The organism is Streptomyces sp. NPDC048664, from assembly GCF_040650555.1.
GTDB lineage: Bacteria > Actinomycetota > Actinomycetes > Streptomycetales > Streptomycetaceae > Streptomyces.
In genome coordinates, this window is record NZ_JBEZHK010000024.1 from 84,572 (window position 1) to 97,667 (window position 13,096).

Annotated in this window: 13 protein-coding genes; 7 read left to right on the forward strand and 6 right to left on the reverse strand. The window is 73.3% G+C overall.

The window, feature by feature from the left end; all coding sequences use genetic code 11:
• Window positions 1-156: 156 nt before the first annotated feature.
• The 4 genes from AB0C59_RS24440 to AB0C59_RS24455 all read left to right on the forward strand — a co-directional run bounded on the left by AB0C59_RS24440 (window position 157) and on the right by AB0C59_RS24455 (window position 2,744).
• On the forward strand, window positions 157-303 hold the full coding sequence (locus tag AB0C59_RS24440; RefSeq protein WP_363007986.1) for a hypothetical protein: 147 nt from the start codon (window positions 157-159) through the stop codon (window positions 301-303).
• On the forward strand, window positions 300-959 hold the full coding sequence (locus tag AB0C59_RS24445; protein WP_363007988.1) for a PRC-barrel domain-containing protein: 660 nt from the start codon (window positions 300-302) through the stop codon (window positions 957-959). The genes AB0C59_RS24440 and AB0C59_RS24445 overlap by 4 nt, the downstream gene beginning before the upstream one ends.
• Window positions 956-1,378, forward strand: a complete 423-nt coding sequence (locus tag AB0C59_RS24450) for a PRC-barrel domain-containing protein (protein WP_363007990.1) — start codon at window positions 956-958, stop codon at window positions 1,376-1,378. The genes AB0C59_RS24445 and AB0C59_RS24450 overlap by 4 nt, the downstream gene beginning before the upstream one ends.
• Before the next feature lie 79 nt (window positions 1,379-1,457).
• Window positions 1,458-2,744 (forward strand): streptophobe family protein, encoded by a 1,287-nt coding sequence (locus AB0C59_RS24455; RefSeq protein WP_363007992.1) that lies wholly within the window; start codon window positions 1,458-1,460, stop codon window positions 2,742-2,744.
• 38 nt (window positions 2,745-2,782) lie between these two features.
• Here AB0C59_RS24455 and AB0C59_RS24460 read toward each other — a convergent pair whose 3' ends face one another.
• Both AB0C59_RS24460 and AB0C59_RS24465 read right to left on the reverse strand, forming a co-directional pair.
• Window positions 2,783-5,110, reverse strand: coding sequence for an FHA domain-containing protein (locus tag AB0C59_RS24460; protein ID WP_363007995.1), 2,328 nt, complete (start codon window positions 5,108-5,110; stop codon window positions 2,783-2,785).
• Window positions 5,111-5,169: 59 nt separating this feature from the next.
• Entirely contained in the window at window positions 5,170-5,580 is a 411-nt protein-coding gene (locus tag AB0C59_RS24465) for a hypothetical protein (RefSeq protein ID WP_363007996.1), read from the reverse strand.
• A 276-nt stretch (window positions 5,581-5,856) separates the two neighbouring features.
• Here AB0C59_RS24465 and AB0C59_RS24470 point away from each other — a divergent pair, with 276 nt between their 5' ends.
• On the forward strand, window positions 5,857-6,234 hold the full coding sequence (locus AB0C59_RS24470; protein ID WP_363007998.1) for a nuclear transport factor 2 family protein: 378 nt from the start codon (window positions 5,857-5,859) through the stop codon (window positions 6,232-6,234).
• 12 nt (window positions 6,235-6,246) lie between these two features.
• On the opposite strand, the gene AB0C59_RS24475 is transcribed toward AB0C59_RS24470, so the two are convergent.
• Both AB0C59_RS24475 and AB0C59_RS24480 read right to left on the reverse strand, forming a co-directional pair.
• On the reverse strand, window positions 6,247-8,703 hold the full coding sequence (locus AB0C59_RS24475; protein WP_363008000.1) for an ATP-dependent Clp protease ATP-binding subunit: 2,457 nt from the start codon (window positions 8,701-8,703) through the stop codon (window positions 6,247-6,249).
• A gap of 140 nt (window positions 8,704-8,843) precedes the next feature.
• Window positions 8,844-9,857, reverse strand: a complete 1,014-nt coding sequence (locus AB0C59_RS24480; RefSeq protein ID WP_363008002.1) for an aldo/keto reductase — start codon at window positions 9,855-9,857, stop codon at window positions 8,844-8,846.
• Window positions 9,858-9,977: 120 nt separating this feature from the next.
• On the opposite strand from AB0C59_RS24480, the gene AB0C59_RS24485 reads away from it, so the two are divergent.
• Window positions 9,978-10,877, forward strand: coding sequence for a LysR family transcriptional regulator (locus tag AB0C59_RS24485; RefSeq protein WP_363008004.1), 900 nt, complete (start codon window positions 9,978-9,980; stop codon window positions 10,875-10,877).
• A 104-nt stretch (window positions 10,878-10,981) separates the two neighbouring features.
• Window positions 10,982-11,497 (forward strand): DUF664 domain-containing protein, encoded by a 516-nt coding sequence (locus AB0C59_RS24490; protein ID WP_363008006.1) that lies wholly within the window; start codon window positions 10,982-10,984, stop codon window positions 11,495-11,497.
• Here AB0C59_RS24490 and AB0C59_RS24495 read toward each other — a convergent pair.
• Both AB0C59_RS24495 and AB0C59_RS24500 read right to left on the reverse strand, forming a co-directional pair.
• Window positions 11,479-12,549, reverse strand: coding sequence for an adenosine deaminase (locus AB0C59_RS24495; RefSeq protein WP_363008008.1), 1,071 nt, complete (start codon window positions 12,547-12,549; stop codon window positions 11,479-11,481). The genes AB0C59_RS24490 and AB0C59_RS24495 overlap by 19 nt on opposite strands.
• 47 nt (window positions 12,550-12,596) lie before the next feature.
• Window positions 12,597-12,989: a VOC family protein gene (locus tag AB0C59_RS24500; protein WP_363008009.1), complete on the reverse strand. Its 393-nt coding sequence runs from the start codon at window positions 12,987-12,989 to the stop codon at window positions 12,597-12,599.
• Between the last annotated feature and the right edge of the window lie 107 nt (window positions 12,990-13,096).

Here is a 13,096-nt window from a genome sequence, read left to right on the forward strand (position 1 = left end):
CCAGCCACGCGCCCCCCACTCACCGGTCCCTGTGACCGGTGAGAGTGAAGACGCGCACACCCGGCCGCGCGGTTGCGCATCTTCATCCCCGTGCAGGGCATTCGCAGGGTACGGCGCCGGCCGGATGCCGCCGGAGCCGGGGTACCGGAGGTGGCCGTGAGCTGGTGGATGTGGCCGGTCCTCGTGGTGGTGGCGGTGGCGGTGCTCGGCGGGCTGCTCCTGTGGGTGCAGGCGCGCCGGCGTGCGGGCACGGTGATCGCCGTCCGACGAGGTGGCAAGCCCTGGGGACGGGGCGCGGGATGAACGAGCTGATGGGAGCGCGTGGGCTGTCCGGACGGCCCGTGGTGACGCTGGGCGGCGACGCGGTCGGCCAGATCAAGGACACGGTGTTCGACGGGGCGGCGGGCCAGGTGTCCGGGTTCACGCTCAGCGGCCGGGGCCTGCTCGCGGGACCGCTGCGCGAGAGCCTGCCGTGGGCCGCCGTGCACGCGCTGGGCCGCGACGCGGTGATGATCCGCGACCGGGAGGCGCTCGCGGAGCGGTCGGTGGTGGTGGCGCGGGGGGAGGCGTCGCACGGCGGGGTGCTCGGCGCGCGGGTCCTCACCGACGAGGGCGCCGAGATAGGGGTGGTCCTGGACGTCGTGGTCGAGGCGGGCACGAGCGGCCGGGTGGCCGGCTTCCGGATCCAGGCACGCCGCTCGCTGGTGCCGGGATCGCGCAGGCGGCGGCGCGACGTGTTCGTGCCGCGCGGCGAGGCCCTCGCCGTGTCCGGGCGGGCCCTGGTCGTCCCCGCGGACGCCGTGCGGTTCGTCGCCGACGACCTCACCGGGTTCGCCGCACGGGTGGCGGCCTTCCGTGCCCGGGGCGCCGACGAGAAGGCGGCACCCGAGCCGGCCGCCCCGGACCCGCTGGATGGGGCGGCCCCCGGCCGAGGGACGCGGAAGGAACCTCTGTCATGACGGCGCTCTCCGAGGTGCGCGGGCTGCCGGTGGTGACCCTCGACGAGGCGCGCGAGGTGGGGGTGTTCGACTCCGTGGCCCTCGACGCGCCGGCCGGACGGATCACCCATGTGCGGGTGACGGGACGGCGCCGTGGCAGCCGGACGGCGCTCGCCTGGCACTGCCTGCACGCGATCGGGCCGGACGCGGTGCTGGTGGAGTCGGAGGTGCCGCCGGGCTCCGAGCAGCCCGCCGCACCGGGCGAGGTGCTGGGGAGCCGGGTGCTGTCCGAGGACGGTGACGACCGCGGGACGGTCCGGGACGTCGTCTTCGACCCGGCCACGGGCCGGGTGGAGAAGGTCCTGACCACGCTGGGCGAGGTGTCGGGCGACCGGCTGCTGGGCCTTGGGGAGTACGCGCTCGTCGTACGGCGGGACTGATCCCGAATGCGGCCGGCGCCGTGGACGCGGTCGGCCCTCCCGGCGGGCGGAACACGGACGGGCTGCTTAGCGTGGCAGGATGAGCGCCCCGACCCCGTCCGACGCAGCCGTCGTCCGCGGCGGCCCTCGACCCGGCGTTTCGCACGGCTGGGTGCGGGCCGTGGCGACGGTGCTGGCCGGGCTGTTCGCCATGGGTGTGCTCGCCGCGCTCGGACTGTGGGCGGCCGGGGGGACGGACCTTCCCGAGGGCGGCTTCCCCCGGGCGGTCGTGGCCACGGTCGTCGTCGCCGTGGGAGGCACCGTCAGGCTGGCGGGCGACGCGGGCGCCCTCGCCGACACGCAGGCGGAACTGACCGCGATGCCGCTGTCGGTGACGCTCGCCGGGGCGCTGGTGATCGCCGCGGGGTTTCTGCGTCCGCTGCGCCACCGGGCGGTGGCGGGGGCGCGCGAACTGGCCCTGTGGGCCGGTCGGATCGGCGCGGTGTGGCTCGTGGCCCTGATCGCCCTCGCACGGGGGGCGCGCCAGACGTTCACGGTCCCGCTCGGTGACGGGGCGATCGGCGATCTCGGTGACCTGTTCGGCCTCAGCCCGAAGATCGGCTACACGACGGATCTGCCGCTCACCCTGCTGTTCGGACTGCTGTGGCTGGCGGGCGTGTTCGTCCTCGCGCTGCTGGTGTCGCGCGGGGCGCCGCTTCCGCCCCGGCTGGTCAAGCCCCAGGAGTCGGTGCGGCCCGCCGCGTTCGCCATGGTGGCGCTGCTGCTGGCGTGTGTCGCGCTGGGCGTGGTGATCGCGCTGGTCGTGGCGGTGACGCGGGAGCGCCCGGCCGAGACGGTCGCCGTGATCCTGCTCGGGCTGCCGAACGTGGTGTGGCCGGCCTTCACTCTCGGTCTCGGGGCGACCTGGACCGGCCGCGTGGACGGGCCTCTGGCGCTGCCGCTGCCGCATCTGCTGGACGAGGTGCTGCGCACCAGGGACCTGGCGACCCTGGACCTGGGCACGCTCGCCGCGCACGACGGACGGGTGTGGTGGCTGGTGGTCGTGGACACGGTGCTGGTCCTCGCGGCGGCCGTGGTGATGGCCGTACGGTCGCCGGCCCGGATCCGGCCCTGGCGGCACGCCCTGCACATGGCCGCGGCACTGGCGCTGACCGCGCTCGTGATCGGTCTGGTCTGCCGGGTGTCGGCGCACTACGGGCTGTCGTTGATCGGCGTCGGTGACCTGAACGGCGGGCTGTCGGGCGTGCTGTTCCTCACGGCGCGGCTGTGGACCGCGATCGGGTTCGCCGCGCTGTGGGGACTGGTGGCCGGGTTCGTCGGGGCGCTGCTCGCTCTCGGGGTGCGCCGCCGGGGCGAGGTGCCCTGACGGGGGCGGTCCCGGACGCCGCTCGTGGTGTCACGGTGTCACCTCCTCATGACCGCGGGTTCGTGGCGGCGCAGCAGGCGCACCACGGCGAGGGCGCACAGGGCCGAGAGGGCGGCGAGCATGCCCATGTCGCGAAGCCACGCGCCCGGTTCGCGCCGGAACAGCGGATCCGTCCGGTCGGGTGCGAGGCGCGCGAGGTCGGTCGTGCCCGCCATCGCGCCGAACGCCCAGCGCGAGGGCACCAGCCAGGACAGCTGGTCGAGCACGGCCACCCCGTCGAGCGTCAGCAGCGCGCCGCAGAACACCACCTGGACGATGGCGAGGAGCACGAGGAGCGGCATGGTGACCTCCTCCTTGCGCACCAGGGCGGAGACGACCAGGCCGAGTGTCATCGCCGTGAAGGCCAGCAGGGCGACGGCCAGGGTGAGTTCCACCAGGGGCGGCATCAGCACCCCCTCGCCCCGGGGCACCCCGAGGTCGACGCCGAGCAGCGCGACCAGGGTGAGCACGACGGCCTGGAGCACGGTGACGGCGCCCAGTACGACGATCTTCGACATGAGGTACGCCGATCGGGACAGGCCGACGGCGCGCTCCCGCTGGTAGATCACGCGTTCCTTGACCAGTTCGCGCACGGCGTTGGAGGCGCCGGTCAGGACGGCGCCGACGCACAGGATCAGCAGCGCGTTCAGCGCCGTCTCCTGGGTGAACCGGCCCTTGGCCAGGGCTCGGGCCATGGCGCCCATCACGAACGGCAGGGCCACCATGATGACGAGGAAGGTGCGGTCGGCGCCCAGGGCGGCCGCGTACCGCCGGACGAGGGTGCCCAGTTGGGCACCCCAGCTCTGCGGCTTCGGCGGTGCGGCGACGGCCGGCGCACGGTCGGGGGCGCGCAGCCGGGGCTGCGCGGAGGAGCCCACGACGTACTGGCGGTGGAGCGCCGACCGCCGGTACTCCCCCGCCCAGTCCCGCTCCCGGTCCCGCTCGAAGGCTTCGAAGGCCTCCGGCCACTGGGGGAACCCGAGGAAGGGCAGGGCTTCGTCGGGCGGCCCGTAGTAGGCGATCCTGCCGCCGGGCGCGAGGACGAGCAGCCGGTCGCACCCGTCGAGGCTGAGCACGCTGTGGGTGACGACGATGACGGTGCGCCCGTCGTCGGCCAGCCCGCGCAGCATGTGCATCACCGAGCGGTCCATGCCCGGGTCGAGGCCGGAGGTCGGCTCGTCCAGGAAGAGCAGCGACGGCTTGGTGAGCAGTTCCAGGGCGACGCTGACGCGCTTGCGCTGGCCGCCCGAGAGGCTGTGGATGGGCTGGTCGGCCCGCTGCCCGAGGCCGAGTTCCTCGATGACCTCCTCGACCCGGGCCCGGCGCTCCTCCTTCGCCGTGTCCTGCGGGAAGCGCAGTTCGGCGGCGTACAGGAGAGCGCGGCGCACGGTGAGTTGAGTGTGCAGGATGTCGTCCTGCGGGACGAGCCCGATGCGCTGGCGCAGTTCCGCGTAGTCGCGGTACAGGTCGCGGCCGTCGTACAGGACGGTGCCGCTGTCCGCGGGGCGCTGCCCGGTGAGGGCGCCCAGCAGGGTCGACTTGCCCGCGCCGCTCGGGCCGACCACGGCGAGCAGGCATTTCGCGCCGACGGGGAACGACACGCCGTCCAGCAGGGTCCTGCGCCCTCGGTCGACGGCCACGGTCAGGTCCTGCACGTCGAGGGAGACCTCGCCGGTGTCGACGTACTCCTGGAGTTCGTCGCCGACCAGGCAGAACACCAGGTGGCCGATTCCGACGATGTCACCGGCGGTGACGGGGGCGCGGCTGACGGGCCGTCCGTTGAGGAAGGTGCCGTTGTGGCTGTCGAGGTCGACGATCTCGTAGGCGCCGTTCGCGTGGGCCCGCAGCTCCGCGTGGCGGCGTGAGACGACGAGGTCGTCGATCACCATGTCGTTGTCGGCGCCGCGGCCGATGCGGATCGTGCGGCTGAGCAGGGGGCGTACGTTCGTCGGCTGCTTGAAGGTGCCGGTGGCGGCGGGCTGGGAGACGAGGGAGGGCCACCGGGTGCTGCGGTCCACGAGGACGGCGCGGGGCCCGTCGGCCGGATTGCCGAAGTGCACCACCGTGCCGGCGCCGACGGCCAGTCGGTGGACGCGGCGGCCTTCGGTGAAGGTGCCGTTGGTGCTCTGTTCGTCCCGGAGCACCCAGTGGCCGTCGGCGGCGTGCAGGGTCGCGTGCCGCCAGGAGACCCGGGCGTCGTCCAGCACGATGTCGTTGGAGGGGTCGCGGCCTATGCGGTAGGCGCGGTCAGGACTCATCACCGTGGAGCCCGTCTCGGTCTCCAGGACCAGGACGGGCGCGGTCGGGGCGGCCGGCCGCTCGATCATGTCCGGAATTCTAGCCATTCGCTCCCATGAACGCCCCTGTTTCGACGGAACCTTCGGGCTCAGGCGGCCGGCGCGGAGAGCGCGGGGACGAACCGCTGCATCCGGAGCGCGTCCACGGACTCCGCGAGCAGCTCGTACTCCGTGGTGTCGTCGCTGACGGCGACACGGATGAGCCGCCCCGCGGCCAACTCATCCGCGGCCCGACCCTGTTGGCGACGGTCGACGCACCAGCCGCGCAGGATGCCCGGCACGTCGGGGACGGTGGCGGCCACCGGAGCCAGGGAGCCGGGCGGGAAGGGAGGTCCGCCGGGGCGCGGGTCGAGGCGTTCGGCGATCCAGGTGGCCCGATCGCGCATCCACCACAGCGCCAGGGCGAGGGTCGGGGCGCGATAGGTGCCCAGCGGCACGCCGACGCGGTGACCGCCGCAGATGCCGTACGCCGTGACATGGCACAGGAATTCGTCGTGCACGATCGTCCCCAATGCGGGTACTCGATGCCGCTCTTCGGGCGTGGCCGCCTCACCCTGTCGCTACGAGTATCGACACTCCTGACACAGTGTCACCACGCCATTTCGGCCAGTCTCGTGGCATATTCACGGGCGCGGTCCGGGTCCGCGCTTACCTGGCGGGTCATCGACGCCCCGTGCGCGGCCGGGCAGAGTGGCGTCACCGGCTCCCGACGGGCACCGCGCCCCGGGTTCCGGTTTCCGACCAGCGCACACGACCTCGTTGGAGGCTGATCCGCCATGTCCGCAGACACCGACCGCTACGAGTCGGCCGCCGCCCGCTACCTCAGGGCGTGGAACGCCGCCGACCCGGGAGCCCGCCGCGAGGCCGTCGCCGCCGCCTGGGCCGAGGACGGCGGCTACACCGATCCGCTGGCCGACGTCCGGGGGCACGCGGAGATCGCCGCCGTGATCGCGGGGGCCCGGGAGCAGTTCCCCGGATTCGGCTTCCGGCTGTCGGGCCGGGTCGACGGGCATCACGACATCGCCCGGTTCGCCTGGGAGTTGGTGAGCGAGACGGACGGGTCGGCGCCTGTCGCCGGGTTCGACGTGGTCACCCTGGACGAGGAGGGGCGCATCCGGTCGGTGCACGGGTTCCTGGACCGCCTTCCGTCGTGATCGACCGGAACCTCACTCCTCGGGCGTGGGCTTGAGGGACAGGGCCAGGTCGTCGTCCTTCACGTCGGCGACGACCGTGTCGCCCGGGCTGAGCGTGCCGTCCAGGAGCATGTTCGACAGGCGGTTGTCCAGTTCGCTCTGGATGGTGCGGCGCAGCGGACGGGCGCCGAACTCCGGCTGGTGGCCGTGCTCCGCGAGCCACTCCTTGGCGGCCTCGGTGACCTCCATGCCGACGTCCTGCGCGCGCAGCCGGCGCCGGGTGCCGTCCAGGAGCAGGTCCACGATCTGCACCAGGTCCTCGCGCACCAGCGCGTGGAACACGATGACCTCGTCGATCCGGTTGAGGAACTCGGGGCGGAAGTGCGCCTGGAGCTCCGCCATCAGATCGTCCCTGATCTCCTCGACGTCGCCCTGGTGGTCCAGGATGTGCTTGGAGGCGATGTTGCTGGTCATGATGACGACGGTGTTGCGGAAGTCGACGGTGCGGCCCTGGGCGTCGGTGAGCCGCCCGTCGTCCAGGACCTGCAGGAGCAGGTTGAACACATCGGGGTGGGCCTTCTCCACCTCGTCGAAGAGCACCACGCTGTACGGCTTGCGGCGCACCGCCTCGGTGAGCTGCCCGGCCTCCTCATAGCCGACGTATCCGGGCGGGGAGCCGACGAGCCGGGAGACGGTGTGCTTCTCCTGGAACTCGCTCATGTCGAAGCGGATCATGCGGTCGGGGTCGCCGAAGAGCAGTTCGGCCAGGGCCTTGGCCAGTTCGGTCTTGCCGACGCCGGTCGGGCCGAGGAAGAGGAAGCTTCCGGTGGGCCGGTCGGGGTCGCCCATGCCGGCCCGGCCGCGCCGAACGGCCTGGGCCACGGCCATGACGGCCTGGTCCTGGCCGATGACGCGCTCGTGCAGCAGGTCCTCCAGCTTCATGAGCCGCTCGCGCTCGGTCTCGGTGAGCTGGGAGACCGGGATGCCGGTCCGCGCGGAGAGCACCTCCGCGATGTCGTCGACGGTGACGGTGAGGGCGGGGGCGCCCTCCTCGCCCTGGTCGGCGAGTTGCCGCTCCAGTTCCGCGATCTGCCGCTTGGCCTCACCGGCCCGCTCGAAGTCCTCGGTGCTGACGGCCTCGTCCTTCTCCCTGCGCACCCGGGCGAGGCGCTCCTCCAGCTCCGAGGTCTCGTCGGTGGCGCCGACGCCGCGCAGCCCGACGCGGGCGCCGGCCTGGTCCATCAGGTCGATGGCCTTGTCGGGCAGGAACCGGTCGCTGATGTAGCGGTCGGAGAGGGCGGCCGCGGCGTCCAGCGCCTCGTCCGTGTACCGCACCTGGTGGTGGGCCTCGTAGGAGTCACGCAGCCCGCGCAGGATCTCGACCGTCTCGTCCACGCTCGGCTCGGGCACCATGACCGGCTGGAAGCGCCGTTCGAGCGCGGCGTCCTTCTCGACGTGCTTGCGGTACTCGTCGATGGTGGTGGCGCCGACGACGCTGAGGTCGCCGCGGGCCAGTGCGGGCTTGAGGATGTTGCCCGCGTCCATGGAGCCGTCGCCGGTGGCGCCGGCGCCCACGACCTGGTGCATCTCGTCGATGAAGAGGATGATGCCCTTCTGCGCCTGGGTGACCTCGTCGATGACCTTCTTCAGGCGTTCCTCGAACTGCCCCCGGTACTGCGCGCCCGCGACGAGGCCCGCCATGTCCAGGGAGACCACGCGCCGGTCCTTGAGCGCCCTCGGCACCTCGCCGCCCACGATGCGCTGGGCCAGGCCCTCCACGATGGCGGTCTTGCCGACGCCCGGGTCCCCGATCAGCACGGGGTTGTTCTTGGTGCGGCGGGAGAGGACCTCCACGGTCTGCTCGATCTCGCCGGCCCGGCCGACCACCGGGTCCAGACGTCCGCCGCGGGCCTCCTCGGTGAGGTCCCGCCCGTACTCGTCCAGCGTGGGCGTGTCGGAGGGACCGCCGCTCTGCTGACCCGGGCGTCCGGTGCCGCCGAGCGCCCCCGGCGAGGCGCCCTCCGCCTTCAGGAGCCGGGCCAGCGGGGAGCGCGGATCGTCCAGGAGGCCGGCGAGGATGTGCTCGGGGCCGATGTAGGAGGCCCCGGCCGCCTGGGAGCGGGCGTGGGCGGCCAGCAGTGCGCGCTTGGCCGCCGGCGTGAGCGCGGGCTCCCCCTCGCCGGTGCCCGAGGGCAGTGCCTGTTCCAGGTCGGTGGCGAGCCTGTGCGGATCCGCTCCCGCCTGCTCCAGCACCTGGCGCGCCGCCGGGACCTGGGTGGCCGCCCACAGCAGGTGGGTGGCGTCCAGGTCGCTGCCGTCCGCCGCCGCCCGCGCGCCGGCGGCGGCGAGCAGTTCCTGCGAGGAGTCGCTGAGCAGGCGTCCGATGGGGACGCGCTGCACCGCCGGCGGGGAGGTGGCCGGGCTCATGCCGAAGAACCGGTTGAAGAGTTCGGAGAACGGGTCGCCAGACCCGAAGGGCGAGATCGTCACGATTGACCACCCGTCCGGCGGGCGACACACGGCCGCGCGTCGCCCGCCGTAGTCGATGTGCCCCTACCCGTCCAGTCTTGGCCAGCGCGTGGCGTCCCACAACCGCACACGGGTGCGGCGCGCGTCGGCCGCCCGCGTCCTCACGCGTGCGGCCGCGGCCGCTCCAAGGGCCGCACGATCGCGTCGACGCGCGCGAGCTCCTCCGCGTCGAAGTCCAGGTTGCGGACGGCGGCGACGCTGTCCTCCAGCTGCCGGGCGCTGCTCGCGCCGACCAGGGCGGAGGTCACCCGGCCGCCGCGCAGGACCCAGGCGAGGGCCAGCTGTGCCAGCGACTGGCCGCGCTCCCTGGCGATGCCGTCGAGCGCGCGCAGCCGCCGTACGAGGTCGTCGGTGACCGCGTCCGAGGTCAGGAAGGGGCTGTCGCTCGCGACGCGTGAGTCCGGGGGGACGCCGTCCAGGTAGCGGTCGCTGAGCAGTCCCTGTTCCAGCGGCGAGTAGACGATGGAGCCCATCCGCAGCTCGTCCAGGGTGTCCAGGAGGCCGTCCTCGGGGCGGCGGTCGAGCATCGAGTAGCGCGGCTGGTGGATCAGCGCCGGGGTGCCCAGCGCGCCGAGGACGCGGGCGGCCTCGCGGGTCTGCTCCGGGGAGTAGTTGGACAGGCCGACGTAGAGCGCCTTGCCCTGCTGGACGGCGGTGTGCAGGGCGCCCATCGTCTCTTCCAGCGGGGTCCGGGGGTCGGGGCGGTGCGAGTAGAAGATGTCGACGTACTCCAGGCCCGTCCGCCGCAGGCTCTGGTCGAGGGAGGACCGCAGGTGCTTGCGCGAGCCCCATTCCCCGTGGGGGCCGGGCCACATGAGGTGGCCGGCCTTGGTGGAGACGACGAGTTCGTCGCGGTGGGACGCGAAGTCGGCCCGCAGCGCGTCGCCGAGGGCGGACTCGGCGGCGCCCGGCGGGGGCCCGTAGTTGTTGGCGAGGTCGAAGTGCGTGACACCGAGGTCGAACGCGCGGCGCAGGATCTGCCGCTGGGTCTCCACCGCTCGGCCGGGGCCGAAGTTGTGCCACAGGCCGAGGGACAGCGCGGGCAGGTCGAGGCCGCCGCGTCCGGCACGGCGGTAGGGCATGGTCCGGTAGCGGGCGGGGTCTGCCGTGTACAACGTGCGCTCCCTGTTCCATGTGGGGGTGGCCTTCGACGATCCGCCCCCACTGTGGCCCGCCGCCCGAGCAGCGGTCCAACAGGAGAATCGGATGAGATTGAGCGGTTAGGCTGCTCAATCATGGAACTGCGCCACCTTCAGCACTTCGTCGCCGTCGCCGAGGACCGCCACTTCACCCGGGCGGCGGAACGGCTGATGGTGTCCCAGTCGGGCCTGTCCGCCTCCGTGCGCGCGCTGGAGCGGGATTTGCGGGCCCCGCTGTTCGTCCGCACCACCCGCAGCGTCACGCTCACCGAGGCGGGCCGGGCCCTGCTGGTGGAGGCCGAACGCGTGCTGGCGCAGGTGCGCGCGGCGCACGAGGCGGTGGCCGCCGTCCAGGGCGTGCTGCGCGGCACGCTCGCGCTGGGCACCGAGCAGTGCATCGCCGGGGTGGACGTGGCACGGCTGCTCGCCCGGTTCCGGCGCGGCCACCCCGATGTGGAGATCCGGCTGCGGCAGGCGGGGTCGGGCGCGCTGGCCGAGGAGGTGGCGGCGGGCCGGCTGGACCTGGCGTTCGCGGTCCGTACCGGGGACGGCGGCGAACAGCTGCGCTCGGTCGCGCTGACGAGCGAACCGATGACCGTGCTGTGCCGTCCCTCGCACCCGCTCGCGCGGGCAGGCACGGTCACGCCCGAGGATCTGGGCGGTGAGGCGTTCGTGGACTTCCACCCGGACTGGGGGCCGCGCCGCACGACCGACGCCGTCTTCGCCGGGGCGGGTGTGCGGCGGACGGTTCCGCTGGAGGTCAGCGATGTGCACAGTCTGCTGGAACTGGTCCAGGAGGGGCTCGGTATCGCCGTCGTGCCCCGCCACTTCGGGTCCAAGCGGGAGGCCGCGGGCCTGGTGTCGCTTCCGGTGAAGGGCGCCGCCGTCTACGAGACCGTGGCCGTGCTCCCCCCGGAGGAGGCCACCAGTCCGGCGGCCCGGGCGCTGATGGGCCTGCTCACCGGCGACACCGAGGACGGTTCGGGCGCCGCGTGACCGGTCGGCCGCACGAGGGGTCCGCGGGCGCGGCCCCGCGGCACGCGCGGCCCGCCGGCCGGGAACGGCGGACGGGGACGGTCTTGATGCGCGATGGTGGAGGCATGCTCGCAAAGGACATCCTCATCGACGCGTACGGCCGCATCCAGGAAGAGGTCCACTCCGCGGTCCAGGGCCTGGACCCGGACGCGCTGTGCCACCGGCCGGGAGGCAGCGGCAACTCCATCGCGTGGCTCGTCTGGCACCTGACCCGTGTTCAGGACGACCACGTCGCCGATGCCGGCGGCTTCGAACAGCTCTGGCTCTCGCAGGACTGGGCCGAGCGCTTCGGACTCGACCTGCCCCGCGCGGACACCGGGTACGGGCACACCTCGGGGCAGGTGGCCAGGGTGCGGGTGGAGTCGGGCAGTCTGCTCACCGGGTACCACGACGCGGTGCACGAGCGCACGGTCGACTTCCTGCGCGGGCTGACCGCCAAGGACTTCGAGCGCGTCGTGGACGAGCGCTGGGACCCCCCGGTCACCCTGGGCGTGCGCCTGGTCAGCGTCCTGTCCGACGATCTGCAGCACGTCGGACAGGCCGCCTATCTGCGAGGGCTGCTTCAGAGCGCGGCCTCGTAGCCGGGCAGGATCACCTCGCGGAGGAGGGCGTTGCGCTCGTCGAACGGGATGAAGGCGCTCTTGACCGCGTTCACCGTGACCGTGCGCAGGTCCTCGACCGTCCAACCGGCCTCCTGGACCAGCAGGGACATCTCGCGGGTCATGCTGGTGCCGGAGACCAGACGGTTGTCGGTGTTGAGGGTGACCCGGAAGCCGAGGTTCTTCAGCTCCGTGATCGGGTGGTCGGCGATCGAGGTGGCGGCGCCGGTCTGGAGGTTGGAGGTCGGGCACATCTCCAGGGCGACGCGGCGGTCGCGCACCCAGCTCGCGAGACGGCCGAGCTTTCCGTCCACGATGTCCTCGGTGATGCGGACACCGTGGCCGATGCGCTGGGCCCCGCAGACCTGGAGGGCCTGGTGGATGCTGGGCAGGCCGTGCGCCTCACCGGCGTGGATCGTGAACGGCACGCTCTCGGCGCGCAGGTGCTCGAACGCGGCGAGGTGGTCGGCGGGCGGGAAGCCGTCCTCGGCGCCCGCGATGTCGAACCCGACCACACCGGCGTCGCGGTAGGTGACGGCGAGTTCGGCGGCCTCACCGACGCGGTCGAACATCCGCATGCCGCAGAGCAGGGTGCCCACCCGGACGGGGGTGCCGGCCGCGGCGGCCTTGGCCATACCGGTGGCGAGGCCCTCCTGCACGGCCTCCACGACCTCGCCCAGCGACAGCCCGCCGTTGGTGTTGAGCTCGGGGGCGTAGCGCACCTCGGCGTACACGACGCCGTCGGCGGCGAGGTCCAGCACGTACTCCTCGGCCACGCGCAGCAGGCCCTCGCGGTTCTGCATGACGGCGAGGGTGTGCTCGAAGGTGGCGATGTAGCGGACCAGGTCGCCGGAGTTCGCGGCCTCGTAGTACCAGGCGGCCAGCTCGTCGGCGTCGGTGGTGGGCAGGGTGTGCCCGACCTCGGCGGCGAGCTCGACGACGGTGGACGGACGCAGTCCGCCGTCGAGGTGGTCGTGCAGGACGACCTTGGGGAGGCGGCGGATCACGTCGGCGTCTACGCGCGTAGCAGTCATGGTGGGTCTTTCCTTGGGCGGGCGGTTCGAAACGGCGGGAGGGCGGGTCAGCCGGCGGGCTGGAGCAGGTCCCAGCGGTTGCCGTGGAGGTCCTCGAAGACGGCGACGGTGCCGTAGGGCTCGTGCCGGGGCTCCTCCAGGAAGGTCACGCCGGCCGCGACCATGCGGGCGTGGTCGCGGGAGAAGTCGTCGGTGTGCAGGAAGAAGCCGACGCGTCCGCCGGTCTGGTCGCCGACCCGGCCGCGTTGGCCGTCGTTCTTGGCGCGGGCCAGCAGCAGGCCGGTGCCGTGGCCGGGCTCGCCGGGCTCGACGACGACCCAGCGGGACCCGTCGGGCCGCGGTTCGTCGGCGGCGAGCCGGAAACCGAGGGCGTCGGTGTAGAAGCGGATGGCCTCGTCGTAGTCGTCGACGAGGAGGGTGACCAGGGCGATACGACGCATCGGACCTTCCAGGGCGGCGGGGTTATACGTAACACGTAGCGTACGACATCCAGCCGCCGAGCCGGGCGCGCGGGGTGTGCGATGCGGCACAGCGCCGACCCGGCCCC

Coding starts and splice junctions, on each gene's coding strand:
- AB0C59_RS24485 (WP_363008004.1), top strand. CDS start 9,978: ATGGAACTGCGCCACCTTCAGCACTTCGTCGCCGTCGCCGAGGACCGC.
- AB0C59_RS24445 (WP_363007988.1), top strand. CDS start 300: ATGAACGAGCTGATGGGAGCGCGTGGGCTGTCCGGACGGCCCGTGGTG.
- AB0C59_RS24460 (WP_363007995.1), bottom strand. CDS start 5,110: ATGATCGAGCGGCCGGCCGCCCCGACCGCGCCCGTCCTGGTCCTGGAG.
- AB0C59_RS24470 (WP_363007998.1), top strand. CDS start 5,857: ATGTCCGCAGACACCGACCGCTACGAGTCGGCCGCCGCCCGCTACCTC.
- AB0C59_RS24455 (WP_363007992.1), top strand. CDS start 1,458: ATGAGCGCCCCGACCCCGTCCGACGCAGCCGTCGTCCGCGGCGGCCCT.
- AB0C59_RS24490 (WP_363008006.1), top strand. CDS start 10,982: ATGCTCGCAAAGGACATCCTCATCGACGCGTACGGCCGCATCCAGGAA.
- AB0C59_RS24495 (WP_363008008.1), bottom strand. CDS start 12,549: ATGACTGCTACGCGCGTAGACGCCGACGTGATCCGCCGCCTCCCCAAG.
- AB0C59_RS24500 (WP_363008009.1), bottom strand. CDS start 12,989: ATGCGTCGTATCGCCCTGGTCACCCTCCTCGTCGACGACTACGACGAG.
- AB0C59_RS24450 (WP_363007990.1), top strand. CDS start 956: ATGACGGCGCTCTCCGAGGTGCGCGGGCTGCCGGTGGTGACCCTCGAC.